This is a genomic window from Kribbella antiqua, assembly GCF_004345665.1.
GTDB classification, from domain to species: domain Bacteria; phylum Actinomycetota; class Actinomycetes; order Propionibacteriales; family Kribbellaceae; genus Kribbella; species Kribbella antiqua.
This window is the reverse complement of the sequence record NZ_SLWR01000009.1, coordinates 197,745-221,267: the sequence shown is the minus strand read 5'-3', so window position 1 is coordinate 221,267 and position 23,523 is coordinate 197,745. Positions and strand designations below refer to the sequence as shown.

At 67.4% G+C, this 23,523-nt stretch carries 32 protein-coding genes and 1 tRNA gene; 11 read left to right on the top strand and 22 right to left on the bottom strand.

Going from position 1 to position 23,523, the window contains the following annotated elements; all coding sequences use genetic code 11:
- Positions 1–64: 64 nt before the first annotated feature.
- The gene (locus EV646_RS25545; protein WP_158291016.1) at positions 65–559 is read left to right on the top strand and encodes an SRPBCC family protein; all 495 of its coding nucleotides are present in this window, start codon (positions 65–67) and stop codon (positions 557–559) included.
- Between the two features lie 177 nt (positions 560–736).
- On the top strand, positions 737–3,037 hold the full coding sequence (locus EV646_RS25540; protein WP_132152775.1) for a PQQ-dependent sugar dehydrogenase: 2,301 nt from the start codon (positions 737–739) through the stop codon (positions 3,035–3,037).
- 11 nt (positions 3,038–3,048) lie between these two features.
- Here EV646_RS25540 and EV646_RS25535 read toward each other — a convergent pair whose 3' ends face one another.
- Both EV646_RS25535 and EV646_RS25530 read right to left on the bottom strand, forming a co-directional pair.
- Positions 3,049–3,582: a GNAT family N-acetyltransferase gene (locus EV646_RS25535; RefSeq protein ID WP_132152773.1), complete on the bottom strand. Its 534-nt coding sequence runs from the start codon at positions 3,580–3,582 to the stop codon at positions 3,049–3,051.
- A gap of 9 nt (positions 3,583–3,591) precedes the next feature.
- Complete coding sequence (locus EV646_RS25530; protein ID WP_132152771.1) at positions 3,592–3,939, bottom strand: nucleoside triphosphate pyrophosphohydrolase family protein; 348 nt, start codon at positions 3,937–3,939, stop codon at positions 3,592–3,594.
- A 99-nt stretch (positions 3,940–4,038) separates the two neighbouring features.
- On the opposite strand from EV646_RS25530, the gene EV646_RS25525 reads away from it, so the two are divergent.
- The gene (locus EV646_RS25525; RefSeq protein WP_132152769.1) at positions 4,039–4,515 is read left to right on the top strand and encodes a GNAT family N-acetyltransferase; all 477 of its coding nucleotides are present in this window, start codon (positions 4,039–4,041) and stop codon (positions 4,513–4,515) included.
- A gap of 29 nt (positions 4,516–4,544) precedes the next feature.
- On the opposite strand, the gene EV646_RS25520 is transcribed toward EV646_RS25525, so the two are convergent.
- Both EV646_RS25520 and EV646_RS39505 read right to left on the bottom strand, forming a co-directional pair.
- Positions 4,545–5,189: a GNAT family N-acetyltransferase gene (locus EV646_RS25520; RefSeq protein ID WP_199237188.1), complete on the bottom strand. Its 645-nt coding sequence runs from the start codon at positions 5,187–5,189 to the stop codon at positions 4,545–4,547.
- Positions 5,190–5,399: 210 nt separating this feature from the next.
- Positions 5,400–5,576 (bottom strand): GNAT family N-acetyltransferase, encoded by a 177-nt coding sequence (locus EV646_RS39505; RefSeq protein WP_199237187.1) that lies wholly within the window; start codon positions 5,574–5,576, stop codon positions 5,400–5,402.
- Between the two features lie 44 nt (positions 5,577–5,620).
- Between EV646_RS39505 and EV646_RS25510 the strand changes: the two genes are divergently transcribed.
- A complete protein-coding gene (locus EV646_RS25510) occupies positions 5,621–6,559 on the top strand; it encodes a phosphotransferase family protein (RefSeq protein WP_132152767.1) in 939 nt (312 codons plus the stop codon).
- Positions 6,560–6,579: 20 nt separating this feature from the next.
- On the opposite strand, the gene EV646_RS25505 is transcribed toward EV646_RS25510, so the two are convergent.
- The 3 genes from EV646_RS25505 to EV646_RS25495 all read right to left on the bottom strand — a co-directional run bounded on the left by EV646_RS25505 (position 6,580) and on the right by EV646_RS25495 (position 8,302).
- The gene (locus EV646_RS25505) at positions 6,580–6,936 is read right to left on the bottom strand and encodes a YciI family protein (protein WP_132152765.1); all 357 of its coding nucleotides are present in this window, start codon (positions 6,934–6,936) and stop codon (positions 6,580–6,582) included.
- A gap of 41 nt (positions 6,937–6,977) precedes the next feature.
- The gene (locus EV646_RS25500) at positions 6,978–7,166 is read right to left on the bottom strand and encodes a hypothetical protein (RefSeq protein ID WP_132152763.1); all 189 of its coding nucleotides are present in this window, start codon (positions 7,164–7,166) and stop codon (positions 6,978–6,980) included.
- A gap of 122 nt (positions 7,167–7,288) precedes the next feature.
- Positions 7,289–8,302, bottom strand: coding sequence for an RNA polymerase subunit sigma-70 (locus EV646_RS25495; RefSeq protein WP_132152761.1), 1,014 nt, complete (start codon positions 8,300–8,302; stop codon positions 7,289–7,291).
- Between the two features lie 305 nt (positions 8,303–8,607).
- Between EV646_RS25495 and EV646_RS25490 the strand changes: the two genes are divergently transcribed.
- Positions 8,608–8,991 (top strand): dihydrofolate reductase family protein, encoded by a 384-nt coding sequence (locus EV646_RS25490; RefSeq protein ID WP_199237186.1) that lies wholly within the window; start codon positions 8,608–8,610, stop codon positions 8,989–8,991.
- A 37-nt stretch (positions 8,992–9,028) separates the two neighbouring features.
- Here EV646_RS25490 and EV646_RS25485 read toward each other — a convergent pair whose 3' ends face one another.
- Together EV646_RS25485 and EV646_RS25480 are read right to left on the bottom strand one after the other, a co-directional pair.
- A complete protein-coding gene (locus EV646_RS25485) occupies positions 9,029–9,787 on the bottom strand; it encodes an MBL fold metallo-hydrolase (RefSeq protein WP_132152759.1) in 759 nt (252 codons plus the stop codon).
- A gap of 42 nt (positions 9,788–9,829) precedes the next feature.
- Positions 9,830–10,393 (bottom strand): dihydrofolate reductase family protein, encoded by a 564-nt coding sequence (locus tag EV646_RS25480; protein WP_132152758.1) that lies wholly within the window; start codon positions 10,391–10,393, stop codon positions 9,830–9,832.
- A 151-nt stretch (positions 10,394–10,544) separates the two neighbouring features.
- Here EV646_RS25480 and EV646_RS25475 point away from each other — a divergent pair, with 151 nt between their 5' ends.
- The gene (locus EV646_RS25475; protein ID WP_132152756.1) at positions 10,545–10,931 is read left to right on the top strand and encodes a VOC family protein; all 387 of its coding nucleotides are present in this window, start codon (positions 10,545–10,547) and stop codon (positions 10,929–10,931) included.
- 57 nt (positions 10,932–10,988) lie between these two features.
- On the opposite strand, the gene EV646_RS25470 is transcribed toward EV646_RS25475, so the two are convergent.
- Positions 10,989–11,363: an alpha-isopropylmalate synthase regulatory domain-containing protein gene (locus EV646_RS25470; protein ID WP_132152754.1), complete on the bottom strand. Its 375-nt coding sequence runs from the start codon at positions 11,361–11,363 to the stop codon at positions 10,989–10,991.
- A gap of 283 nt (positions 11,364–11,646) precedes the next feature.
- Positions 11,647–12,543: a ketopantoate reductase family protein gene (locus tag EV646_RS25465; protein ID WP_132152752.1), complete on the bottom strand. Its 897-nt coding sequence runs from the start codon at positions 12,541–12,543 to the stop codon at positions 11,647–11,649.
- Positions 12,544–12,751: 208 nt separating this feature from the next.
- Between EV646_RS25465 and EV646_RS25460 the strand changes: the two genes are divergently transcribed.
- Positions 12,752–13,213, top strand: a complete 462-nt coding sequence (locus tag EV646_RS25460; protein ID WP_241996318.1) for an Lrp/AsnC family transcriptional regulator — start codon at positions 12,752–12,754, stop codon at positions 13,211–13,213.
- A gap of 159 nt (positions 13,214–13,372) precedes the next feature.
- On the opposite strand, the gene EV646_RS25455 is transcribed toward EV646_RS25460, so the two are convergent.
- The 8 genes from EV646_RS25455 to EV646_RS40710 form a co-directional block, all read right to left on the bottom strand.
- Positions 13,373–13,825 (bottom strand): hypothetical protein, encoded by a 453-nt coding sequence (locus tag EV646_RS25455; protein ID WP_132152748.1) that lies wholly within the window; start codon positions 13,823–13,825, stop codon positions 13,373–13,375.
- 229 nt (positions 13,826–14,054) lie between these two features.
- Complete coding sequence (locus EV646_RS25450; RefSeq protein WP_132152746.1) at positions 14,055–14,921, bottom strand: GNAT family N-acetyltransferase; 867 nt, start codon at positions 14,919–14,921, stop codon at positions 14,055–14,057.
- Between the two features lie 121 nt (positions 14,922–15,042).
- Positions 15,043–15,115: transfer RNA gene (locus EV646_RS25445), tRNA-Ala, on the bottom strand.
- A 370-nt stretch (positions 15,116–15,485) separates the two neighbouring features.
- The gene (locus EV646_RS25440) at positions 15,486–16,133 is read right to left on the bottom strand and encodes a histidine phosphatase family protein (RefSeq protein WP_132152744.1); all 648 of its coding nucleotides are present in this window, start codon (positions 16,131–16,133) and stop codon (positions 15,486–15,488) included.
- Positions 16,130–16,507, bottom strand: a complete 378-nt coding sequence (rsfS, locus tag EV646_RS25435; protein ID WP_132152742.1) for a ribosome silencing factor — start codon at positions 16,505–16,507, stop codon at positions 16,130–16,132. Before rsfS ends, EV646_RS25440 begins: the two co-directional genes overlap by 4 nt.
- 10 nt (positions 16,508–16,517) lie before the next feature.
- A complete protein-coding gene (nadD, locus tag EV646_RS25430; RefSeq protein WP_422386727.1) occupies positions 16,518–17,120 on the bottom strand; it encodes a nicotinate-nucleotide adenylyltransferase in 603 nt (200 codons plus the stop codon).
- 27 nt (positions 17,121–17,147) lie between these two features.
- Complete coding sequence (locus EV646_RS39500) at positions 17,148–17,306, bottom strand: hypothetical protein (RefSeq protein ID WP_199237185.1); 159 nt, start codon at positions 17,304–17,306, stop codon at positions 17,148–17,150.
- 78 nt (positions 17,307–17,384) lie between these two features.
- The gene (locus EV646_RS40710; protein ID WP_277875135.1) at positions 17,385–17,513 is read right to left on the bottom strand and encodes a hypothetical protein; all 129 of its coding nucleotides are present in this window, start codon (positions 17,511–17,513) and stop codon (positions 17,385–17,387) included.
- Between the two features lie 138 nt (positions 17,514–17,651).
- Between EV646_RS40710 and EV646_RS25425 the strand changes: the two genes are divergently transcribed.
- Positions 17,652–18,104, top strand: coding sequence for an Lrp/AsnC family transcriptional regulator (locus tag EV646_RS25425; RefSeq protein ID WP_241996336.1), 453 nt, complete (start codon positions 17,652–17,654; stop codon positions 18,102–18,104).
- On the opposite strand, the gene EV646_RS25420 is transcribed toward EV646_RS25425, so the two are convergent.
- Entirely contained in the window at positions 18,012–19,235 is a 1,224-nt protein-coding gene (locus tag EV646_RS25420; protein WP_241996335.1) for an MFS transporter, read from the bottom strand. The two genes, EV646_RS25425 and EV646_RS25420, sit on opposite strands and share 93 nt — an antisense overlap.
- Before the next feature lie 59 nt (positions 19,236–19,294).
- Here EV646_RS25420 and EV646_RS25415 point away from each other — a divergent pair, with 59 nt between their 5' ends.
- Entirely contained in the window at positions 19,295–20,158 is an 864-nt protein-coding gene (locus EV646_RS25415) for a winged helix-turn-helix transcriptional regulator (protein ID WP_132152738.1), read from the top strand.
- Here EV646_RS25415 and EV646_RS25410 read toward each other — a convergent pair.
- Positions 20,145–21,032 carry an alpha/beta fold hydrolase gene (locus EV646_RS25410; protein WP_132152736.1) on the bottom strand — a complete coding sequence of 296 codons (888 nt, stop codon included), beginning with the start codon at positions 21,030–21,032 and terminating at the stop codon, positions 20,145–20,147. The genes EV646_RS25415 and EV646_RS25410 overlap by 14 nt on opposite strands.
- Positions 21,033–21,098: 66 nt before the next feature.
- Here EV646_RS25410 and EV646_RS25405 point away from each other — a divergent pair, with 66 nt between their 5' ends.
- Both EV646_RS25405 and EV646_RS25400 read left to right on the top strand, forming a co-directional pair.
- Entirely contained in the window at positions 21,099–21,659 is a 561-nt protein-coding gene (locus tag EV646_RS25405) for a PadR family transcriptional regulator (protein WP_132152734.1), read from the top strand.
- Entirely contained in the window at positions 21,656–22,291 is a 636-nt protein-coding gene (locus EV646_RS25400; RefSeq protein WP_132152732.1) for a 4'-phosphopantetheinyl transferase family protein, read from the top strand. Before EV646_RS25405 ends, EV646_RS25400 begins: the two co-directional genes overlap by 4 nt.
- On the opposite strand, the gene EV646_RS25395 is transcribed toward EV646_RS25400, so the two are convergent.
- Entirely contained in the window at positions 22,276–23,520 is a 1,245-nt protein-coding gene (locus EV646_RS25395) for a glutamate-5-semialdehyde dehydrogenase (protein WP_132152730.1), read from the bottom strand. The genes EV646_RS25400 and EV646_RS25395 overlap by 16 nt on opposite strands.
- Between the last annotated feature and the right edge of the window lie 3 nt (positions 23,521–23,523).

Here is a 23,523-nt window from a genome sequence, read left to right as displayed (position 1 = left end):
TCGGCACCCTCGACGGGCGGTCCGGATCGGCGCATTGTGGAGGCATCACCCTGGGGAGGGAGTTATGGAAACGCTGGTCGACATCGAGGAAAGCGTTCACATCGACGCGCTGCCGGAGACCGTGTGGCGCCTCGTCACCGACGTCCGGCGGCACCCGGAGTACGCCGGTCCGAAGAGCATCACCAAGGCCATCGAATTCGACGACACCCTGCATGTCGGAGCCCGGTGGATCGCGCACGAGAAGGCCGGGCCGCAGAAGTTCGACGCCCGGTCCGAAGTCACCATCCTCGACCCGGGTCACGAGTTCGGCTGGGCTTCGTTCCCGCCGATGAAGGAGCAGAACCGGGGCGAGGGCGGCCGCGTCCTGTGGAGTTACACCATCGTCCCGGAGCAGACCGGCACCCGCCTGACCCACCACATGCAGGTCCTTCCCGCCCAGAAGGGTGCGTGGGTGCAGAAGACCATGAACGCCGTACTGCGGCTGCCCAAGCAGCAACGCCGCGGCATCATCACGTCCCTCACCAACATCAAGACCACCGCCGAACACGAACCCATGTGACGCGCTCTTGCCCCCGGCAACCAAGCGTTCGCGGTCACCGAGTGTAGATCGGTCGCGCGCCGGCGGTAGTCGATGCGGGTGAGCACTTACCCTTCGCGGCCCGAACGCGCACAATGCGAGCCATAAGGGCACGCGGAGGGGGTCCGCTGGTCGGGGGTGCGAATGGTGGGGGCCGACATGTTGCGTCTCTGGAGTGGTACGCGCACGCGCAAACTGGTCAGTGCAGTGGTGACAGTGTTGCTCGGCGCAACGTTGATTACACAGATCCCGGCAACGGCTTCGACGTTGCCCACCGGGTTCCGCGACACCGTCGTACTGAGTGGGCTGACCAACCCGACGGTGCTGCAGTTCGCGGCCGACGGGCGGATCTTCGTCGGCCAGAAGAACGGCATCATCAAGGTCTTCCAGAGCCTGACCGACACCAATCCGGTCACGGTCGCCGACCTCAGAGTCGCGGTCAACGACTACTGGGACCGTGGCCTGCTCGGGCTCGCGATTCCGCCCAACTTCCCGGCAAGCCCGTACGTCTACGTGCTGTACGCGTACGAAGCTCCGATCGGCGGCACGGCACCGACGTGGAACGACGCGTGCCCGACGCCGCCTGGCCCGACCACCGACGGCTGCCTGGTGTCTGCGCGCCTGTCGCGGCTGCAGATCAGCGGCAACGTCATGACCGGCCCGGAGCAGGTGCTCATCAACGATTGGTGCCAGCAGTACCCGAGCCACTCCGTCGGCACATTGCTGTTCGGACGCGACGGCTATCTGTACGTCAGCGGCGGTGACGGCGCGAGTTTCAACAACGTCGACTACGGCCAGTACGGCGCGACGTACGCCGGCGACAAGGCGAACCCCTGCGGCGATCCGCCCGGCGCGGTCGGCACCGCGCTGGCCCCGCCCGGCGCTGAGGGTGGAGCCCTGCGCAGCCAGAGCGTACGACGTACTGACGGTCCGGCGACCCTAAACGGCGCGGTTCTCCGAGTCGATCCAGCTACAGGTGCCGGCGTACCCGGGAACCCCTTCTACTCCTCGACCGATGCGAACGCTCGCCGCATCGTCGCCTACGGACTGCGCAACCCGTTCCGCATGACCCAGCGGCCGGGCACCGACGAGCTGTGGGTCGGCGACGTCGGCTGGAACACCTGGGAAGAGATCAACCGCGTGGTGGCTCCGACTCCTGCTGCGAACTTCGGATGGCCTTGCTACGAAGGCGCTTCGGCGCAAGGTGGTTACCAGGCCGCCGGGCTCAGCCAGTGCGCGTCTTTGTACTCCACGCCGGGCTCGGTCGTCGCGCCGTACTATGCCTACAACCACAGCGCCTGCGTGGTGACCTACACCGGTTGCCGTACGGGCGGTTCGTCCATCACCGGCATCGCGTTCTACCAGGGCGGGTCGTATCCGTCGTCGTACAACGGCGCGCTGTTCTTCGGGGACCACAGCCGCAACGAGATCTGGGCGATGCTGCCTGGTGCGAACGGGTTGCCCGACCCGGCTCAACAGGTGTCATTCGTCGGCGTCGACTCGACCGGCGGTGCGGCCGGACACCCTGTTGACCTGAAGATCGGCCCTGGCGGTGATCTGTTCTACGTCGACATGGAGAACGGCAGCGTCCACCGCATCACCTACACGGCCGCCAACCAACCGCCAACCGCTGCTCTCACGGCAACACCGACCAACGGTCCCGTGCCGCTGACCGTGAACTTCAACGGTACGGCGTCCTCCGACCCCGAGGGCCGTCCGCTCAGCTACTCATGGGATCTCAATGGCGACGGGACGTTCGGCGACGCGACCGGTGCGACTGCGTCGTACACCTATACGGCGGCCGGCACCTATAACGCGGGGTTGCGGGTGACTGATGACCAAGGCGCCAGTGATACCAAGTTCGTGACTATCACGGCCGGGAATACTGCGCCGAGCGCTGTGATCGACACGCCCGCGTCGACCCTCACGTGGAAGGTGGGTGACGCGATCTCCTTCAGCGGGCACGCGACCGACGTACAGGACGGAACTGTGCCGGCGTCGAAGCTCAGCTGGTCGCTCCTCATGCACCACTGCGTCACGCCGTCCGACTGCCACTCTCATGTCCTGCAGACGTTTGACGGCGTCTCCGGCGGCTCGATCGCTGCGCCGGATCATGAGTATCCGTGCTGGCTCGAACTCCAGCTGACCGCAACTGACTCCGGCGGCCTGTCGTCGACGGTGTCGCGTCGCCTCGATCCGAAGACCGTCGTACTCACGTTCAGGACGAACCCCGGCGGCCTCAACCTTGCCAACATGGCGGTCAACGAGGAACCGGTCGCAACCCCGTTCGCCATGACGGTCGTCGTCGGCTCGGCCAACTCGGTCAGCGCGCCGTTGACTCAAGTCTTCAACAAGTCGACCTACAGCTTCATCTCCTGGTCCGACGGAGGTCCGGCGAACCACACCATCACCGCGCCGACGGTGAACACCACCTACACAGCCACCTACCGCAAACGCTGAGGTGTTGGCTTCTACCGCAGCTCGCACGTCATCCAGATGGAGTTGCCGCGTTCGGGATCCTCCGTGATGCGATCGCTGCGGTAGAAGCCGAGCTTCTCGAGCACGCGGAACGACGGCGTGTTCCACTCCCGCACGGTCGCCCACAGCCTGCTGCGCCCGGTCGCCGCCGCAGCCTCGACCACAGCTCGGGCGGCCTCGGTCGCATAGCCCTGCCCGTGCACCCTGCGGGCGAGCTCGTAGGCGATCTCCGGCTCCTCGAAGGTCGCCTGGCCGACCGTCAGTCCGCAGTACCCGATCACGTCGCCTTCACTCCGCCGTACGATCGGCAACAGTCCCAGCCCCGGCGCGGCCGTCAATGGATTCTCCGTCAGCCACCCACGGATCTCCTCAACCGTAGGCCGCCCATCCGCCCCGATCCGCCGCATCGCCCGCGGATCCCGCTCAGCCCACAACCCCCGATACACCTCGGCATCCGCCGGCACCCACCGCCGCAACCACAATCGCTCCGTCCCCAACTCCCCCGGAAACTCCCCAAACCTCACCACCCACCAACCCTAACCTTTATGTACCGGCGTCTCGCTGAGTTGCTCGTCAAGGTACGTATCGATCGATCGCATGGTGTTCACAAACGCGGAGACGATATCCACGTCCACGGCATCGGCCAGAACCAGCAGGCTCCACAGACAGTCCGCAAGCTCGTGCTCAAGGGCGCCTTTCAGATCGGCCGGCCCTTCCCTGACACCTGAATGCACCGCGACAAGTTTGGCCAAGTCTCCGACGTCACCCATGAAACCGTTCATGAGATCAGCGGTCGACCACTCCCGACCGTACCGGGCGACCTCCAGCAACGCGTAGCGCGATCGAACCTCACGCGCCCGCCGCACGACATCCTCCAGCTCCATGCCTCACCTTCCCACGCCGTCCTGGTCCAGGAGTCATCGATCATCGCGGGCATGCGGATGGCCGGTCTCATTCAGTGAAGCCGTGTCAGGGTGTGAGGCATGGACGCCGAGGACGAAGCTCGACCGCAGATCCGCACCTTCACCGAGCAGGATCGCGAGGCGGTCATGGCGCTTGCCCCAAGACTGACCGAGGGAGTGGCTCCGTGGCGTGATGGGAGCGCCGTACTGCGTGCCGTCACCGAGTGGGTCGGCGACTCTCTCGAACGCGCGAACACCGCCGACCGCGCCGTGTTCGTCGGCGAGGTAGGTGGTCGCGTCGTCGGAGCGGTGACAGTCGCCACGAGGCGCCACTTCAGTGGTGAGGTTGACGCCTATGTAGGGGAACTCATTGTCGCCTCGGGGCACTCTCGTCATGGTGTGGGAACGGCGCTGATGGCTGCTGCCGAGGATTGGGGGCGGGCGCGTGGACTGGCGCGGCTGAGCCTGGAGACGGGTGCGGCAAACACAATTGCGCGCGGCTTCTACGAGAAGTTGGGGTACGAGGACGAAGACGTGCGGCTCAGCCGTCGCCTCTGAGCGGCAACGCGCGGACGTTCTGATGTGCGTCAGGACAATGGCAAGTACGTTCGGCAGGCGTCGATGTTGTGGAGGTGGATGTTGTTTCTGCGGCGCTGTTGCCAGTTGGCTCTGGTGAGGCGCCAGCGGTTCAGCAGGGCGGGTTCGCCTTGCCGGGTTGCCCAGTCCGAACCGTTGGGCTCGTAGCCGAGGTTGCGGGAGATTGCGTTGGAGCCGTGGTTGTCGACGAAGGCGTCGCTGCCTGCTTCCTTCGCTCCGAGCCCGTCGAACGCGAGGTGCAGGATCGCTGCCCGCATCTCATGTCCTAGCCCGCGGCCGCGCTGATCGGTTGCCAGCCAGGAGAAGCTCGTGACTGTGCCGAAGGTGGCGAAGTTGACCCCGATGAGGTCCTGCATTCCGACCGGCTGACCATTCACCACGACGACGAAGTAGAGCCGCCACCAGTCGGGCTCGACCTTGCCTCTGCCGCGCCATATCGCACGCAGCCACTTAGCAACTCGCAGGTCAGGATCTGGCTCGTAGAACGACATCGGATCGTCGTACGGCGCGGGGTCGGCGTGCGTCTTGCCGGCACGCACCACCTCGGCGAGCTGGTCCATCAGGTCGTCGGTGGCGGCGCGCAACTCCAGCGTGGGCGTACTGACACGGACGTCGAGGAGCGGATAACTCATCATCGGCGGTAACCGTGCCCGTCCGGTTGTTGGTAGCTCACGAGGGCCGATCCAACTCCACACCCCGGCGACAGCGCACCTGGTTTTCCACCGCCCGCTGCCCTAGGACCACACGCCGTACCACTGCTCGGCGCCGTACTTCTCGAAACGGTCTACCTCGGTGAACCCCAGCTTCGCCGCGACGCGCATCGAGCCTTCGTTGGCGGTCTGGGTTTAGAGCACCACATGCACGCCGGGAAGCACGCTCGCGAACCAGTCGTGTGCCGCCGCGCACGCCTCGGCGGCGTACCCGCGTCCCCACGCCTCCGGCAGGAACATGTAGCCGAGGGCAACCTCCTCGCCATCCGGACCGAAATCGACCGGCTCTCCCTGTACGGCGATTGTCGACAATAAAACAGTCGTACGTGCCGTCGTATGGATGATGAAGTGGCACGGTGACCAACCACGATGAGGCGGCGGCTGTCCGACCGCTGACGCAGGCTTGGGTGAGCCGGTACCTGGAGGCCGGCGAACGGATCGTCAGCACCGAGGCGCTGCACGGCGGCGTCACTGCCGAAATGCGGAGGCTGACCATCGGCACGCGGGACGGAGGCACCCGTGACCTGGTACTGCGGACCGTCGTCAACGTGGAGCACGCCGAGGACTGGCTGAACGGGGAGGCTGACACGCTAAACCTGCTCACAGGAACCGAGGTACCGGCTCCTGAACTGGTCGCGGTGGATCCGACAGCCGCGCATTGCGAGTATCCATCGCTCCTGATGACTCATCTGGCGGGTCGGACGATCCTCGACGATTACGGGTTGGAGACGCGCGTACCTCTGCTGGCCCGCCAACTTGTGGCGATCCACGCGCTACGACCCACCGAGCGGCCCCGGGACTATGTGACGCTGACGACCGCCGACACCGTCGTGACTCCGAAGGGCGCCGACGCGGCGGCGTGGGCCGCGGCAATCGACGTGATCCGCAAGCCCGCGCCGTCGTACGAGGGACGATTCCTGCACCGCGACTTCCAACCCGGCAACGTGCTCTTCGACGCGCTAGGTGCCCGGATCACCGGCGTCGTCGACTGGGCTGCAACCTCCTGGGGCCCGACGGATCTCGACGTGGCGCACTGCTCCGCGAATCTCGCGCTACTGCACGGGCCGGCGTGGGGCCTGCGGTTCGCTCAGGCGTACGAGGAGGCCGGCGGGGTGCTCGCCGCGGTCGCCAGCGAGCGGCTGTATTGGCTGGTGCGAGACGCGCTGGCGTTCTCCGAAGAACTCCAACTGGTCTCGCAGCCATGGCGGGAGGCAGGCAGAACAGACCTCACAACACAAGCCGTCGAGCAACGGCTAGATGCCTACATCACCAACCTGATGGACACCCTGAGCTAAGCCACAAGTGATGGTTGGTCTCAGTCCATCTCTGGGTCGTACATGAACTTGCGGATGTCTTGGGCGCAGCGGCAGGCGGCCGCGTTCTTGGCGGCCCACTTGAGGGCCTCCTCCCGGGTGGGTACGTCGACGATCATGAAGCCACCGATGAGCTCTTTGCTCTCCGGGTACGGGCCGTCGGTGACCATCCCGTCGGTGGCCACCACGGCGTGCTCCACGTCGCCGTCGTCGTAGCTCAGTCCGCCGGCGAAGACGAACACGCCGGCGTCCTTGGCCTCCTGGCACACCGCGTGCGCGGCCTTGCCCACCTCGGGCCAGTCCTCCTCGGCGATGTGGTCCATCGCGCCCTTCTCGAACGAGATCAGGTACTTCGGCATCCCATCACTCCTTGTCCCGGCGACCATCCTCCGGCCGCCTCTCACCCCTGCAACGAACACCCCACCCCGAATCCGACAAAACGGGCAAGCGCAGCGGCGAGGGTGGTGGCCACCATCGCTGCGAGCGCGGCAGTCAAGCCGGCAACGACGAGCCCGCGGAGTCGGTGGGTGTGGCTGGTCTGGCCCGATGCCAGGCCTGCGACGATCCCGCTGTCTTTCATGCTGTTCATGCCGTTCCTCATCGTTCGGTACTGGCGTTCGGGGTGTGTTGACTGGCACGTGACGGTCCTGGCTCTGGGCATGACGCTGCGCCGTGGCACGGCCGGGATTTCGCAGGGGCATGGGCGCGGGACTACTCCGTGCCGTCCGCCGGCAGGCGCTCCGGCAGCGCGAGCCGCGGGAACTGGTCGTTGTGGAATGTGACGATCTCGGTGATCGCCCCGCCGGTGATGCGCAGGACGTCGATCGTCAGCGGCAGGTATGCGCCCTCCTGCTTCCGCCACTGGTAGTAGGCGACGGCGGGCTGCCGGTTCACGGAGGTGAGGATGGCGCGCAGGCCCTTCATGCCCTCGAAGCCGCTCTCGACCCAGTAGTTCACCACCGTGTCGCGGCCGACGTACAGGCCCGGCGTTGGCGGCATCGAGCAGCGGACGTCGTCCCGCACCATCGCGGCGAGCCGGTCGATATCCGTAGCCACGCTGGCGTCGGTGTAGCGCCGTACCAGCTCACGCGTCCCGGCATCCTCCTCGCCGCCGGTCCAGTCCTGCCGCTCGGCGGGCAGGTGCTCGCGCAGGCCGGCGCGGGCCCGCTGCAGTGCGCTGTTCACGGAGTTGACGGAGTCCCCGAGGAGCTCCGCGACGTCCTTCGCAGGCCAGCCGAGTACGTCGCGCAGGATCAGTACGGCCCGCGGGCGCGGCGCGAGGTGCTGGACTGCGACCAGGTACGCCAGCTCGATCGTCTCCCGGGCGACAGCGACGGTCTCCGGCTCGTCCGCGTCGTTCGCGGGCAGTTCGTCGAGCAGCCGGTCCGGGTAGGGCTGCAGCCACAGCACCTCGCCGCCGGTCGCGGCCTCCGGGCGGCGCTGAGCGAGCAGGTCCAGGCAGGCGTTGGTGGCGATTCGGTACAGCCAGGCCCGAAATGTCGACCGCCCCTCGAAGGTCTCCCGCCGCCGCCAGGCGCGGAGGAACGTCTCCTGCACGGTGTCCTCGGCGTCCTGGAACGACCCGAGCATCCGGTAGCAGTGCACGTGCAGTTCTCGCCGGTGCCGCTCCGCCAGCCCCGAGAACGCCGGCTCGTCGACCTCGCCCAGACCGCTTCCGCCCAGTCCGTTCACGCTCAGCTCCTTCAGCCAAGTGTCCGCACTCATAAAGTCATCCTTCCGTGTCGTCGTGTCCCGTTGTAGGTGTGACGGGTACGGGCGCAACAACTCATCACCAGGGTCAGTCGCACGGCTGATCCAGTGACGAATCCACTTGCCCGCTTCTGCTCAGGCTGTTAGACACGAGCGATGGGCCGGCTTGTGATCACCCAGAACATCACCGTCGACGGCCGTATCGAGTTCCTCGACGACTGGTTCCAGCCGTCGCCCGAGTCCGGGTACGACGACCTCCATGAGGAGATGGCGCGACAGGGCTCGGAGTGCGCCGCGATGCTTTGGGGCGGCAAACGTTCGTGGACTTCCGTTGCTACTGGCCGCAGCACACCGACGAACCCGCCGGGGCGTCGCTGGAGCGCCTCCAGAAGTATGTGGTCTCCACCACGCTCGACGACCCCGGTTGGGTGCACTCGACCGTCCTGTCCGGAGATCCGGTCGAGGAGGCGCGGCGACTGGTAGCGGAGGTCGACGGCGACGTGGTGCTGACGGGAAGCATCCAGCTGTGCCATGCGCTGTTCGCGGCCGGGCTGGCCGACGAACTCCGGCTGTTTGTCTACCCGGCGATCCAGGCTCGCGGGCGCGGGCTTCTGGCGCACGGCACCACGCCGCCGGCGCTCTCCCTCCTCGAGTCCCGGTCGTTCGAGTCGGGGGTCACGCTGCTCCGGTACGCCGTCTCGTGAGCGACGTCCTCGACCACGAGCGCGATGACGCCCGAGTTCATGCGGATGTGTTTCGGGCCTGCTGCAGGTTCGACTGGTGAGGGCCGGACATCCAGTCTTGATCCAGACGCGCGTCGACCGGTTCCGTTCCTCGCCGCAACCCGTCGATGTAGGCACGATCGGCAGCGAGGCGGGCCGCCACCTCGGTGCCCTTGGCAACGGCGCCGTGGCCGGGGACCAGGACATCGACGTACTTGGCGGCCTCCTCCAGCCGGTCGAGCGCCGACTCGTAGGCGGCCAGCTGATCCGGGCGGCGAGGGTCGAGGAGCGGGATCAGTACGTCGGAGAGCATGTCGCCGGCGAGCAGGACGCCACGGTCCGCAAGGAGAACCGCGGCGTGTCCGATGGCGTGCGCCTCGTGCGCGACGATCTCGCCCGGCACCGGTCCCCCGTCCGCGGGCAGGGGGGTCAGGAGCCCGATCAGCTCGAGGGGGATTCCCGACGCGCTCTCCGCCGCCACCGTCTGCGCCCGCTCTCGGGCTTCGCTGGCAGTCTGGGCGCAGCCGGGGGTGGCGTAGCGCGGTACGTCGCCGTACCGGGAATGCCAGAGCAGGTGGTCCCAGTGGGGATGGGTGGAGAACCCGGCGATCACCGGAATGCCGAGGCGGTCCACGTCATCGGCGAGCTGGTTCAGATCGGAGCCGTCGATGCCGGGATCGACCAGGATCAACCCACCCTCCCCGCGCACCACGATGGCATTGCTCCAGACCCACTCGCTCTGCCGGACCCAAACCCCGTCGGCCACCTGATTCAACATCTGTTCACCCTGTCAGCCTTCTCCGCCCGGTGCAATCACGAGCTAACGCGCCACGCGGTGGCGCAGATAGACGACTCTTGCGCCGAAGCTGCGAGTCTCGACGAGTTCGAGATCCACCCGGCGTTCGCCTTGAGGGAAGAACGGAATGCCACCGCCAACCAGCACCGGGTAGACCATGGCCCGGTACTCGTCGATCAGACCGAACGCGGCCGCCTCGGCGGCGAGAGTCGCACCGCCGATCGCGATGTCGCCCTCCCCGGGCTCGGCTCGCAACCGCTCGATCTCCTCCGCCACGCCGCCGGAAGCCAACCGGGCATTGCCCTCGACCGCTGACAGAGTGGTGGAGAACACCACCTTTGGGAGCGGCTTCCACAGCGCGGTCCACTCGAGCTCTGCGTCGCCGAGCGACGGATCCTGGTCGGCGGTCTCCCAGTACAGCATCGTCTCGTACAGCCGTCGCCCCAGCAGATGTACGCCGACCTCTCGAATCTCGTCGATCCAGAACCGAAAGACCTCCTCGTCGGGCACCGTCCAGTCAAAGCCGCCGTCCGGCCCGACGATGTAGCCATCAAGTGACACACTCATCGAATACGTCACGCTGCGCATCAGAAGCCCTCCTCGGTCACGGTTTCGACAGTACGACGGTCAGACGCCGCAGAACTCATCGCGACTCGCGGAATCCCCAGGGCCGAGTCACCGAGTCATCAGCTCTGAAATCTGCGTGACATCGCTCGTCAGGGGCGCAGATCATGAGCGAATGGCGCGACTCCATGACATCGTCTTCGACTGCCATCACCCCGCCGCCACGGCCCGCTTCTGGGCCGCGGCTCTAGACGGCTACGCCGTCGCACCCTACGACGACGCAGAACTCGCACGTCTACGCTCCCTGGGGATCACCAGTACCGAAGACGACCCGACAGTGCTCGTCGAGCCGGCAGACGGCGGACCTCGTCTGTGGTTCCAGCGCGTGCCAGAGCCCAAGAACGGGAAGAACCGCGTGCACCTGGACCTGCTGGCTGCGGACCCGGAGCCGGAGATCCAGCGCCTGACCGCTCTCGGCGCGACCGTGCAAGCCCGGTACACGGACAACATCGTCCTGACCGATCCCGAGGGCAACGAGTTCTGCCTGTCCCTGTTGGGCTGACGGCCACAGAGCATCCTGGGACAACCCGGCCGCAGCGCGACGGTTATCTCACTGGACTCAGCCTCGTGCCGGCCGCTTCGAGTTGTACTGGTTGAGGGCCGCGACGAGAGCAAGCCCGGCGGCCTCGACGACATCTGTGGACGACGCCCGAACCGTAAGCCTCCGACCCGGCAGCTCCACCTCGAGCTCGACTTCTCCGACAGCCCCGCTGCCCGGCCCGACCGAGTACGCGCGAAACGCAACTACCAGCGCCTCCACGCCCGTCGCCTGCGAAATCGACTGGCACACCGCGTCGATGAGCCCGGTGCCAGAACCCTCAGCCCGCACCTGCTCCCCACCCCGCGAGAGCTCCACGCTGACACGCGGCCCATCCTGCGTACCCCCGGAGTACGCAATACCACCGAGCTGCCACCCGGTAACCGTCTCCGCCATGCGATCCCCCCTTGATACCCAGCAAGCCAGCGCCAGCACGCTCCCCAGCCCATATCCGCGCCCCGCGCCCTAGCCGGAGCCTAACCGCTCCACCCCCCAAACGGACCCCCAAACAGACTTCCCCCAAACTCCACCCCAGCACCACGCCAACCGTGCAGCTGCTATCTCTCCTCCTCGACGCCCTCCCAGCAACCGTCGCCAGGCTGCCGGCCGCCGGGGAAGCGGCGGCCGGGATCCTCGGCCGCGCTTCGACTTGGATCCTCTGTGTACGCCGTTGGGCGCGTCAGATCAGCCCTTCGCTGGTGGCGTTCAGCAGGGCGTGCAGCGTGCGGATCCGCGGCGTTTCGATGCCGTGGCCGTCGGCGGCACGAAGGATCGCTCCGGAGATTGCGTCGTGCTCAAGCGGTCTGCCCGCCGTGCGGTCGGTGAGCATGGACGTGGTCGATCCTTCCGGCAGAGCTTGCAGCCAGTCGACGATCTGCAGTGCATTTTGTTCGGGTATCGCCGCTCCCGCGGCACGGGCGACTGAGGCAGCTTCGGTGACTAGTTCTCTGGCGTAGCAGGCGATGGCCGGGTCCCGGACCACCTCCGTCCGGCGGCCGGTCAGTGCGGTGATGGAGTTCGAGACGAGGTTGGTCAGGAGCTTGGTCCAGGCCGCCGTGGTGAAGTCGGCTTCGAGCCGCGGCCGCAGACCACCCTCGCTCAGCAGCGTGGCAACCCTTCGCGCCACCGGATTGTCGGGCATGCAGAGGTCCGGACCGGCGGACCGGCGCGCGATGGCCCGGCCTGGTGCGGTGCGCTCCACCGGCGCGAAGACGACGGCGGGGATGACGGGCGCGTCGCCCACGAAGGGGCGGACCCGGTCGCCGTGCTCGATTCCGTTCTGCGCCACCAGAACCGGGCTGCCATCCTTCGTGGCGGCGGTCAGCCAGTCGCCGACCGCCACAGTGTGGTGTGCTTTCACGGCGAGGACCACCAGCGCGCTCGGTGACAAGTCCGCTGGGTCCATGACGTGGTGTACCGGGAAAGCCTCGGCGCTGTCGCCGTCGACCAGTTCCATCCGGTCGATCGGCCGGCCGGCGCAGATCGTCACCCGATGACCGGACTGGGCGAGACTCGCGCCGAACAACACGCCCATCGCGCCGGCGCCGATGACGGTGACGGAACGTCCTGGATTCATCGCAGCCTCACCAACCAGTCGCGGGTGGCCGTATCGGCCGCGACCGCGTTGGGGACGATCTCGAATTCAAGAGTCACGGTCATGAGTCAATTGTTGCCGCTGAAGACCGAAATTTGAGTGCGTATTTTGCGCTCTGTGAGGCCATTGAGGCATAGAGTTGCTCGCTGTTGGCGATCAAGCGCACTATTATTGCGCCACGGGTGACTGCATGAGGAGAACAGGGATGCGTGCGCTGGACAAGATCGATCGGGCGATTCTGGCGGAACTCAGCCGCGATGCCCGTACGACGAACACCGAGTTGGCGGGGCGTGTGGGCCTGACCTCGGCTCCTTGCCTGCGGCGGGTCCGGCGGCTGGAGGAGGCCGGGGTGATCGCCGGCTACCGGGCCATGCTCGACCCGGTGGCAACGGGCCGGGCGTGTGAGGTCATCGTGGCGGTGGAGATCTCGATGACCGACGTGCAGACCACCCGGGAGTTCGAAGACGCGGTAGCCGCGTTCGACGAGGTGACCGAGGTGCGGCGGCTGCTCGGGCGTCCCGACTACTTTCTCCGGGTCAACGTCGCCGACCTCGCGGCGTACGAGAACTTCGTGATGAACTCGCTGACCCGGCTCCCGGCGATCCACCGCATCGAGTCCCACCAGACGATGAAGATCATCAAATCCGCATGACCGCGCCCGCTCAGTGATCGCCGAAGGTGGCGACCAGTCGGCGCGGAGTTCGAACAGCACCCGCCGTTCGCCGCGACCCGGATCGCGAAGCCGGTAGCTCTCGGCGCCGATCGCCCCCCAGGTGGCGTTCGTCCACGCCTGCCGGGATCTCCTGAGAGATCACGCTAGGCGGAGCAGCGAGCCACCCAGGGACACGATCGGGTTGAGGATCGCGACACACAGGCCGATAACCCCGAAGAAGCAGGCGGTACCGTCGAGGAGTCGACGACCTCGAGTGAGTCCGGCGAGCCAGGCGGCCACAGCCCCGAAGATGCCCGGGGCGCCCGACCAGAAGAACACGAGTGTGATGATCGCGAGGGCGCTGAACACGATGGCGCCGACCCGCGCCGTGCCTGGCGACCGGACCAGTGCCAGACCGGCAAGCACGCCGACGACCAGTGCGGTGGTACCGGCGACACCGATAGACACGATCTCCTCGACCGGCCCCTCGCTCCGGAGGGGATCCTCGTCGGTGAAGACGATCGAGCCAGCAGGGAACGCGATCACCGCGAGCACACACAAGGCGTAGACCCCGCCGATCAGGACGGGTGCGGATGGGACTCGTCCCTCCAAGCGTTAGTGATCTTGGTGATCGCTGTCATGTCGCCCCCTGGGCTGACGGCTCGCGCGTTCGGGCCCCTGCCCAAGCGTGGCACGACCCGTAACCGTGCGACCAGCGAGGCGATAGACACTCAGGTCATGCAAAAGGCAGGTCTCCCGAGTGGGAAACCGGCCTCTGAACTGCGGTGGAGCTTGGGGGATTCGAACCCCTGACCTCTTCCATGGTCCGGGGACCCCGACGTCAGGCCTTCCGGATGCGGTCGGCGATCTCTGGCCTTGCTGCGAGGCCGGCCGCCTTGTACGTCGCGACGCCGCCGATGTTGGAGCTCGGCGTGCACACGCGCACGCTCGACGAGCCCATCTCCCGCAGCGCGGCCGCCCCGGCGACGGTGATCGCTCGGCCATAGCCGCGGCCGCGGTGGTCTACATGGACGCCCATCGGCTCGATCAGTCCCGGCTTCCCCGGGCCGGCCGACCAGACCGTGACCACCGCCGCGGGGTTGCCCTGGTCGTCGTACACCCCCAGGCATCGGGCATCGGCGTAGAACGGTGCCGCGGACAGCTCGTGCATGTACTCGCGCGTGGGCTTGGTGGTGTTGAACGCGGACCGCAGTACGTCGGCAAAGTCCTGTGCCTGCTCCAGGCCGATCTCCTTGATCCGTACGCCGGCGTCCTCCACCGCTTCGGCGAGGTCGCGGAAGAGCGGCGTCCACGGCTCGTCGACGCCCCAGCCCTCCTTGGTCAACAGCTCGTGGAGCAGCAGGCCCTGCGGCGCCTCGATGGACACCGCTCCTTGCGGCAGCACGCCGCGCTCAGGCAGCGAAAAGTCCTCGACGAGCCGCCAGGCCAAGTCCTCGTCCTGGAAGGCGTCGGGAGCGACCGTCATCCGCACCAACGTCGGCGAATCCAGCATCCCGACAGCGAGGATCCGTCCGTCCCGGCTCCAGGTTCGGACCGCCGCGGCCGTCTCGGCCGTTCCGAACCGGTAGTTCCAGCCGATGTCCCCGGGATGCAGCTGCATCGGCGCGTCGTCGTGCTGCCACTCCCGCAGCGCCGCCACAGCCTCACGCACCCCGTCCGCCGTCGGCGTACTCAGCAAAATCGTCATGGCCGGGATCTGACCACCCCGTCTCGGTGGCGTGCAACCGATTAAGTAGTCACTCAGTTGGCCACCCCAGGTCACGCGAAAGGCCGGTCTCCCGAGTGGGAAATCGGCCTCTGAACTGCGGTGGAGCTTAGGGGATTCGAACCCCTGACCTCTTCCATGCCATGGAAGCGCGCTACCAACTGCGCCAAAGCCCCGCGGTGTCTTGCGACTCCGGAAGTTTAGCGGATGAGTGGCGCCAAAGAAAAATCGGATAAGAGCCTGTCCGCGGCAGGCGCCGAAGGGTGCCGCAGAACCTCTTGCGAGGTGCTGGTTGCCCTCCGCCAGTGTCCTGCAGTACGGGCGCCGACCCTCGGCAGGTCCCAGAAAAAGTCCGCCGAGCACGGTACGACGGACCGCAGCTCCCCCGCCAAAGGCGCCAGGCGGGCTGCCGCGAAGCGGTGTCTTCTCCACTCGCGCCCCAGTCGTCCCGCCGAACACCGGTGTGCCGCATGCTCGCTTCGCGCCGCCGCCAAAGGCGCCAAAGGAACAGCCGCCGCGGAGCGGTGTCCTTTGGGCGGAGCCCTTCTAGCGTTGGGGGTCGTCGGACATTACTGGTTCGGGGAGGGAGCCGGCGTTCCATTCTTCGATGCGCCAGCGGTTGTTGCGGCTGGGGAGGAGGGAGACCCAGTTGCAGTTGGAGAGGCCGCCGAAGGCGGGCCAGTAGTCCTGGGGGATGCCGAGGAAGAGGCAGATGCCGACGCGGGCGGCGAGGCCGTGGGTGGCGACGACGATGGTGTCCTCGGACGTACCTTGCTCGGCGATCCGTTCCAAGGCTGAGCAAAAGCGCGCGGCGACCTCTTCGACGGTTTCGCCGGCGGTGCCGCGACGCTGGGGTTCGCCGGCCCGGATCCGGGCGGCAGCCTCGGGATTCAACGAGGCCAGTTCGGCCATGGTCATGCCGGCCCAGTCGTCGACGTTGATCTCACGCAGCGCCTCGTCGTACTCGATCTTGAGGCCGGTCAACGAAGCCAGCTCAAATGCGGTGGCCGCGGCGCGCTGGAGGTCGCTGGCGAAGAGGCGGGTCGGGGCCAGTGACGCCAGCCGGGAGGCGGCCTCGCGGGCCTGCGATACGCCGACCTCGTCGAGGGGGATGTCGGCTTGGCCCTGGATCTTGTCCTGCAGGTTCCATTCCGTCCGGCCGTGACGCCAGACGATCAGCCGGCCCGCCGTCATTCTGCCGAAGGAATCGGCGACGGCAGCGGGATCGTCGGGCAGTCGCGCCAGAGCCGCTCGAGGGAGTAGAAGCTGCGTTCCTCGGCGTGCTGGACGTGGATGACGATCTCGAGGTAGTCGAGCAGCACCCAGCGGCCCTCGCGGGCGCCTTCCCGGCGGACCGGCTTGGCGTCGAAGTCGACCCGCAGCTTCTCCTCGATCGCGTCCACGATGGCGCGCACCTGCCGGTCGTTCGAGGCGGAGGCGACCAGGAAGGCGTCGGTGATGGCGAGCTGCTCGGAGACGTCGAAGGCGAGGACGTTCTCGGCCTTCTTGTCGTGGGCCGCCTCGGCCGCCGCGGTGAGCAGCTGGATGGCGCGTTCGGTGGCTGGCATGCAGTTCCTTCTAACGGTTGGTGTAGAGCTCGCGTTTGGCGATGTACTGGACGATGCCGTCCGGCACGAGGTACCAGGTCGGGTTCCCCTTGGCGACCCGGGCCCGGCATTCGGTCGACGAGATCGCCAGCGCCGGCACCTCGAGCAGCGTGATGCGGTCCATCGGCAGTTTGTCCAGCGGCAGCTCGAGGCTCTCGGTGCCGGGCCGGGTACAGCCGACGAACTGGGCGAGTTTGAACATCTCGTCCACGTCGCGCCAGGTGAGGATCTGGGCGAGCGCGTCGGCGCCGGTGATGAAGAACAGCTCGGCGTCCGGGTACAGCTTGGACAGGTCGCGCAGGGTGTCGATGGTGTACGTCGGTCCTGGCCGGTCGATGTCCACCCGGCTGACCGAGAACCTGGGGTTCGACGCGGTGGCGATCACCGTCATCAGGTACCGGTCCTCGGCCGGCGAGACCACCCGTTCGGACTTCTGCCACGGCTGGCCGGTCGGGACGAAGATGACCTCGTCCAGGTCGAAGTACGACTGCACTTCGCTGGCCGCGACGAGGTGACCGTGGTGGATCGGGTCGAACGTGCCGCCCATCACGCCAAGGCGCCGTACCCGCTCCACGGAAGCCACGTCAGCCTTTCAAGCCGCTCAGCTGTGCGGCCGGCCCTTGCCCATGATCACGGTGACGAGCAGCAGCAGGGCGAGCACGAACAGGGCGAACCCGCCGTACCACCAGGCTGAGATGTGCGAGGCCTCGGAGCCGGCTTCTTCGGCGACCGCCAGCAGCGGCAGCAGGTGCGTGTGCATGACGCAGAGCCTATCTCGTGGCCTGATGTACGAGCGCGACCGGTGGCCCGACTGGCCAGCCGGTCGCGCGGGCGATCATCAGCTGTGGCGGATGTGACGGGTCAGCAGCCGGCGCCAGACGGACGGCGCGGCAGCGCGGCGGTGGTACTGCGCGGCGACGCGGTGCAGCTCGTCGATATGGGCACGGGCGACTTCGGGGGTGATCATGAATCCTTCACTTCGTTTGTACGGCGGAGTCGGGGCGGGCTCATCCCGACACCAACCATTCTACGTCGACCACTAGGCTGTCACAAACGAATTAAAGGCAAATCCAGCCACCAACCTACGAATCGGCGGGTGAACGGCATGATGGACGCGATCGACCGGCAGCTGATCGAGGCACTCCGGAGCAACGGCCGGTCCAGCTGGGCCGAGCTCGGCCGCGTGGTCGGGCTGTCCGGTCCGAGCGTCCAGGAGCGAGTACGGCGGCTCGAGGAGCGCGGCGTACTGCTCGGGTACCGCGCTGTCGTCGCCCCGGAGCACGTCGGCCTCGGCACCAGCGCGCTGATCGGGTTGTTCCAGCGCGACGACGTGGAGACCGACGACATCGTCGACCAGGTCCGCGAGATCGCCGCGGTCGAGGACTGCTGGTTCGTCGCCGGCGACCAGGAGCTGGTCGTCAAAGTCCGCGTCCCCGACGTCACACAACTGGAGGCAGTGGTCGGCTCACTGCGCCGCGTCAACGGCGTGGTCCGGACGCGGACGACCGTCGTACTCTCGACCCGCTGGGAGGGCCGGCCGGCGCCGCTCCCCGACTAGCGCCAGTACGACGCCCGCGGCAAGAGCGAGCGTGGCCGCGACTGGGTAGAGCACCGACGGCGCGTGCTGGTAGACGGTCCCGCCGATGGCCGGCGCGAGGAACATGCCGCTGATCGACGCGGCGGCGTACAGGCTGGAATAACGCCCGACCATGCCAGCCGGCGCGGCATCGGCGACGTGCGCGGTCGCGGTCGGTTTGTAGAGCATCTCCCCCGCCGTGATGACCGCGACGGCCACCGCAGCTCCCGCGAGGGCGGGCCAGAAACCGAGCACGGCCAACCCAAGACCCACCAGCACGAACCCGAGAGCGATCACCCGCGAAGCACGATGCCGATGCAGCCGCACGGCGAGCGGTGCCTCACAGCAGACGATGACGACGGAGCTCAGCCCGATCAGTACGCCGTACGCGACCGCGGGCGAACCGGCGTCGCGCAGCAGCAACGGCATCGTCGCGAACAACTGCCGGTACACGGTGTCCACCATCACGATCGTTGCCAGCAGCACCAACACCGCCCGATCCCGCAGCAGCACCCGCCACATCCCGGACGAAGCCACCACATCCGTACGTCGCCCAGTCGGCACGAACCGCCACACGATCGCGGCCAGCACCAGGCTGGTCACCGCATCCAGAACGAAGACCAGCGAGAAGTCGTACGCCGCCAGCAAGCCGCCCAGCGGCGGACCGATGGTGAAGCCGGCATTGCTCGCGGTCCGCGACAGGGCAATCCCCTCGCGGCGACGCTCGGCCGGAAGCGCAGTGGCGACAAGCGCGCTCAGATTGGGACGACTCGCACCACCGAACAGACCGGCGAAAGCGGCCAGCACACCAAGCCCCACCGACGGCACGAGAGGCATCGCCAAGCAGCTCACAGCCCACGCCAGCTGGCTGACCACCGCGGCCTGCCGCAAACCGAAGCGATCTCCGAACCACCCACCGCATAGATTCCCACCGAGCAGACCCACGCCGTACGCCGCCGCCGCAAAGCCAGCCTGTTGCGCGGACATCCCACGGTCCTCGACCAGGTAGAGCGTGAGGTAGATCCACGCCAGCGCCCCCGCCGAGCTGACCAGCTGACCGACCATCACCGCCTTCAGCCAGCGCGGTAGTTCTGCGATCCGCCGCCAGTACATCGACACCCCCCAGCTAGAGTGAGTTCCCGACAGGAACTTACTCTAGTCTGGAGCTCGTGGTGCGGCGAAGCAGTTTCTCGCCCGAGCCGGACTGTGCGATCGCGCAGTCCCTCGGCGTGATCGGCGACGGCTGGGAGCTGCTGATCGTCCGGGACTTGGCCCGAGGCCTGGACCGGTTCGACCAGCTCGCTGCGTCGCTGAACATCTCCCGCAAGGTGCTAACGGAACGACTGACCGGCCTGCTCGACAGCGGCATCGCCGAGCGGTCGGCGTACCAGGACCGCCCGACCCGCTACAGCTATCGCCTCACGCCGCGCGGCCGCGCGCTGCTGCCGGTGCTGGTCGCGCTCCAGGACTGGGGCGATCGCTGGCTGCTCGGCGACGGCTCACTCACCGGCACCAACGCGGCCGGCGAACCGCCCGCCCATCGGATCCATCAACTCGTCGGCCACCGAGTGCCCGAGATCGCACTGCCAGCCACGTCCGGCGAAGCGCTGGACGTGGTGGACGAAAACAAAAAGGCCACCGTGCTGTTCGGCTACCCGGCGACCGGCCGCCCGACTCCACTGCCGGACGGCTGGAGCGACATCGCCGGCGCCAGCGGCTGCACCCTCGAAAACCGTCTCTTCGGTGCGAAGTACGACGATTTCGTTGCTCAAGGCATCGCCGTACGCGGCGTCAGCACCCAGCGCACCGACGAACAGCGGGCATTCGCGGCCGCCGAGGAGATCCCGCACCCGCTACTGTCCGACGTCGAGCTGGAACTCGCCGCCGCGCTCCGATTGCCGACATTCCGCGCCGGCGGGTACGAACGGTTGAAGCGCGTCGTGCTCGTGCTCGGGCCGGATCGCGTCGTACGGGCGGTGAGATATCCCGTGACCGACATCGCGGAAGTCGTCGACTGGGCCCTCACGACTGCTTGAAGAAGGTCCTGATCTCGGTCGCGATCCGGCCGACTGCCTTGGCGTTGCCGCGTGGGTTCGTCCCACCCGGATCGCTGGACGCACCGTGGTCGAGGCCGTCGAACTCGATCCGCTTGCAGTGCGGCAGGGCCTTCTCCAGCGTGTCACGCCACGGCTTCAGCGCCGCCAGCCCCTTGCTGCCACCCATCAACAGGACCTCGGCCGACACGTCACGGAACTTGTCGAACGTCCCGGCCAGCTCGGCGATCAGCGCGCCCTCGTGGTGAATGGTCGGCGCGAGCTTGCGCATCGTGATCGCGTCGGCGTCGAGCCCGCGCTCGTCCTTGGCCAGCATCTTCTCGGTCATCGCGATCAGCATCCGCCGCGGGAACAGCTTCAGGAACGACGGCGCCAGCTTCAGACCGAACATGCTCGTGACCATCGCGCCCGGGATGTCACCGCGGGCGATCTCCTCGTCGAACCGCGCCAGCCAAGCTCGGTGCGTCTCACCTTCCATCACCAGCGCAGGCTCGTAGACGGCTACCTTCCGCAGGATCGGCAGCGTACGCGCGGCCTCCATCACGACCGCGCCGCCGGCACTGACCCCGAACGCCATCGAAGCGCCGGCCTCGGTCAGCACGGCCTCGAGGTCTTCCACCTCCGTGCGTACGGCGTGATCCGGCCGATGCGGACCGGACAGCCCCCGCCCCCGCCGATCCGGCAGGTAGACGGTGAAGTCGCCGGCGAGCGCCTCGGCGAGCAGCGTGTGACTGCGCGCCGACTCCATGCTGCCGTGCACCAGCACGACCGCTGGGCCGCGGCCGGTCTTCCAGTACCCGATGCGGGTGCCGTCGCGGGATTCGACCGCGGCGGACGTCAATTCTGTGCTCATCATGAATCGATAGTTACACGTGATCTAGTTGCATTGCAACTAGTATCTGCAACACCTAAGCTTGCGAGCATGAACCGCTCCCCCTTGGCGCTCGCGATCCTCGGCCTGCTGGAGAACGGGCCGCTGCACCCGTACGGGATCCAGCGGTTGATCAAGCAGTGGGGCAAGGACCAGGTCGTGAACGTCGGCCAGCGGACCAGCCTCTACCGGATGATCGTCCGGCTGGAGGAAGCCGGCCTGATCGGCGTCGCCGCGACCGAGCGGGACGAGCGCTACCCCGAACGGACGACGTACCACCTGACCGACGCCGGCCGGACCGTCTGCCGCGAGTGGCTGGCGGACATCCTGACCACGCCGCGCAACGAGTTCCCCGAGTTCCCGGCGGCGCTGTCGTTCGTGATGCTGCTGACGCCGGAGACCGCTGGCGAACTTCTGCAGGAACGGCGGGAACGGCTGCAGCGACGGATCGCCGACTTCGACGCGGAGTTGAAGAGCGATGGGGTTCCCCGTTGGGCGCTGCTCGAGACCGAGTATCAGAAGGCGGTCGCCGAGGCCGAGGTGGCATGGATCGCGTCGATTGTCGACGATCTACAAGAGGGCTCACTGACTTGGACACCCGGACCGGTATGACCGAGGTCGAGGTGTGGTGGGGGCGGATCGGTCAGGTACGCGATGAGTTCGCCGCCGATCTTGATGCGGTCGAACGGCAACGCCTCGCGGCCTACGTGCGGGACGACGACAAGGCGCGATTCCTGTTGGGGTGCACAATCGTACGACGGTTGCTCGCAGCCCGGTTGTCGTTGCCGGCAGCAAGCATCGAGCTCACGAGAACCTGTGCCGACTGTGGCAAGCCGCACGGCAAGGTGCGGGTCGACGGTGCCGAGCTGTCAGTGACGCATTCGGGGGAGCTGGTCGGTGTCGCGGTCAGCGATCACCCGGTCGGGCTCGATGTGGAGAAGGTTGATCTGGGCATCGATGTGGACGGGCTCGCGAGGTTGAGCCTCGCGGACGAGGAGATCGCAACGCTCGCCAAATCCGACGACAGAGCGCGCGCATTCACGACGTACTGGACGCGCAAAGAGGCGGTCGTGAAGGCGACCGGGGATGGGCTGCGCACGGATCTGCGGACAATCACAGGTCCACCGGCTGGGTTTCAGCTGGTGGATCTGGAAACCGACACCGAGTACGTGGCGGCTCTGGCCGTGATGGCCGCTGAGCCGCTCGTCGTACTGGCGAAGGACGCTGCTCAGGTCCTGATTTGACCCTCGCCGGTGACGACGTACTTGGTCGACGTCATCTCCGGTAGGCCCATCGGGCCGCGGGCGTGCAGCTTCTGGGTGGAGATGCCGATCTCGGCGCCGAAGCCGAACTCACCGCCGTCGGTGAATCGCGTCGAAGCGTTGACGACGACCGCGGCCGAGTCGACCGCCTGTACAAAGCGCCGGGCCGCGGACTGTGAGCGGGTGATGATCGCGTCGGTGTGCCCGGAGCTGTAGCGCCGGATGTGCTGCACCGCGGCCTCGAGCGAGTCGACCACGGCTGCCGAGAGATCGAGCGAGCTGTACTCGGCCCCGAAGTCCTCGTCCGTCGCGGCAACAATATCCTTGCCAGCGGCAACCACAGCCGGGTCACCGTGCACCGTCACACCAGCCTCCGCCAGGGCCGGCAACGCGACACCCAAGAACTCGGAAGCGACGGACGAATGCACCAGCAGTGATTCGGCCGCGTTGCAGACACTCGGCCGCTGGGTCTTCGCGTTGAGCAGGATCGTCAACGCCAGCTCGAGATCCGCGTCCTCGTCCACGTAGACGTGACAGTTGCCGACCCCGGTCTCGATCACCGGCACCGTCGACTCGCTGACCACGGTCTGGATCAGCCCGGCACCACCGCGCGGAATCAGTACGTCGACCAGCCCGCGCGCCTGCATCAGCTCCTTCACCGCGGCGCGCTCCGTCGGCACCCCCTGCACCACATCCGCCGGCAACCCGGCCGACGCTGCCGCATCCCGCAGTACGGCGATGATCGCCTCGTTGGAGGAAGCGGCCGACGACGAGCCACGCAGCAGCACGGCGTTGCCCGACTTCAGGCAGATACCGGCCGCGTCGGCGGTCACGTTCGGGCGAGCCTCGTAGATGATCCCGACCACGCCGAACGGCACGCGGACCTGACGAAGCTCGAGCCCGTTCGGCAGCGTGTACCCACGCACCACCTCACCGACAGGGTCGGTCAGCCCGGCCAACTGCTCGAGACCGGCGGCCATCGCGTCCACCCGGCCCGCGTCCAACGCCAGCCGGTCCACGGTCGACTCCGGCGTACCGGCTTCCCGCGCGGCCGCCACGTCCTTCGCGTTCGCCGCGACGATCGCGTCGGTGTCGGCCCGCAACGCCGCCGCCATCGCGTGCAGCGCCGCGTCCTTGGTCGCCCGGGAAGCCTCCGCCAGCGCGTAGGACGCTTCACGCGCCCGCCGGGCCAGCTCGATGATCTCGCTCACCTT

Coding starts and splice junctions, on each gene's coding strand:
- EV646_RS25545 (WP_158291016.1), top strand. CDS start 65: ATGGAAACGCTGGTCGACATCGAGGAAAGCGTTCACATCGACGCGCTG.
- EV646_RS25540 (WP_132152775.1), top strand. CDS start 737: ATGTTGCGTCTCTGGAGTGGTACGCGCACGCGCAAACTGGTCAGTGCA.
- EV646_RS25530 (WP_132152771.1), bottom strand. CDS start 3,939: ATGGAGCTGGAGGATGTCGTGCGGCGGGCGCGTGAGGTTCGATCGCGC.
- EV646_RS25525 (WP_132152769.1), top strand. CDS start 4,039: ATGGACGCCGAGGACGAAGCTCGACCGCAGATCCGCACCTTCACCGAG.
- EV646_RS25520 (WP_199237188.1), bottom strand. CDS start 5,189: ATGATGAGTTATCCGCTCCTCGACGTCCGTGTCAGTACGCCCACGCTG.
- EV646_RS25505 (WP_132152765.1), bottom strand. CDS start 6,936: ATGCCGAAGTACCTGATCTCGTTCGAGAAGGGCGCGATGGACCACATC.
- EV646_RS25500 (WP_132152763.1), bottom strand. CDS start 7,166: ATGAACAGCATGAAAGACAGCGGGATCGTCGCAGGCCTGGCATCGGGC.
- EV646_RS25495 (WP_132152761.1), bottom strand. CDS start 8,302: ATGAGTGCGGACACTTGGCTGAAGGAGCTGAGCGTGAACGGACTGGGC.
- EV646_RS25485 (WP_132152759.1), bottom strand. CDS start 9,787: ATGTTGAATCAGGTGGCCGACGGGGTTTGGGTCCGGCAGAGCGAGTGG.
- EV646_RS25480 (WP_132152758.1), bottom strand. CDS start 10,393: ATGCGCAGCGTGACGTATTCGATGAGTGTGTCACTTGATGGCTACATC.
- EV646_RS25475 (WP_132152756.1), top strand. CDS start 10,545: ATGGCGCGACTCCATGACATCGTCTTCGACTGCCATCACCCCGCCGCC.
- EV646_RS25470 (WP_132152754.1), bottom strand. CDS start 11,363: ATGGCGGAGACGGTTACCGGGTGGCAGCTCGGTGGTATTGCGTACTCC.
- EV646_RS25465 (WP_132152752.1), bottom strand. CDS start 12,543: ATGAATCCAGGACGTTCCGTCACCGTCATCGGCGCCGGCGCGATGGGC.
- EV646_RS25460 (WP_241996318.1), top strand. CDS start 12,752: ATGAGGAGAACAGGGATGCGTGCGCTGGACAAGATCGATCGGGCGATT.
- EV646_RS25450 (WP_132152746.1), bottom strand. CDS start 14,921: ATGACGATTTTGCTGAGTACGCCGACGGCGGACGGGGTGCGTGAGGCT.
- EV646_RS25440 (WP_132152744.1), bottom strand. CDS start 16,133: ATGACGGCGGGCCGGCTGATCGTCTGGCGTCACGGCCGGACGGAATGG.
- rsfS (WP_132152742.1), bottom strand. CDS start 16,507: ATGCCAGCCACCGAACGCGCCATCCAGCTGCTCACCGCGGCGGCCGAG.
- EV646_RS39500 (WP_199237185.1), bottom strand. CDS start 17,306: ATGCACACGCACCTGCTGCCGCTGCTGGCGGTCGCCGAAGAAGCCGGC.
- EV646_RS40710 (WP_277875135.1), bottom strand. CDS start 17,513: ATGATCACCCCCGAAGTCGCCCGTGCCCATATCGACGAGCTGCACCGC.
- EV646_RS25425 (WP_241996336.1), top strand. CDS start 17,652: ATGATGGACGCGATCGACCGGCAGCTGATCGAGGCACTCCGGAGCAAC.
- EV646_RS25420 (WP_241996335.1), bottom strand. CDS start 19,235: ATGTACTGGCGGCGGATCGCAGAACTACCGCGCTGGCTGAAGGCGGTG.
- EV646_RS25410 (WP_132152736.1), bottom strand. CDS start 21,032: ATGATGAGCACAGAATTGACGTCCGCCGCGGTCGAATCCCGCGACGGC.
- EV646_RS25405 (WP_132152734.1), top strand. CDS start 21,099: ATGAACCGCTCCCCCTTGGCGCTCGCGATCCTCGGCCTGCTGGAGAAC.
- EV646_RS25400 (WP_132152732.1), top strand. CDS start 21,656: ATGACCGAGGTCGAGGTGTGGTGGGGGCGGATCGGTCAGGTACGCGAT.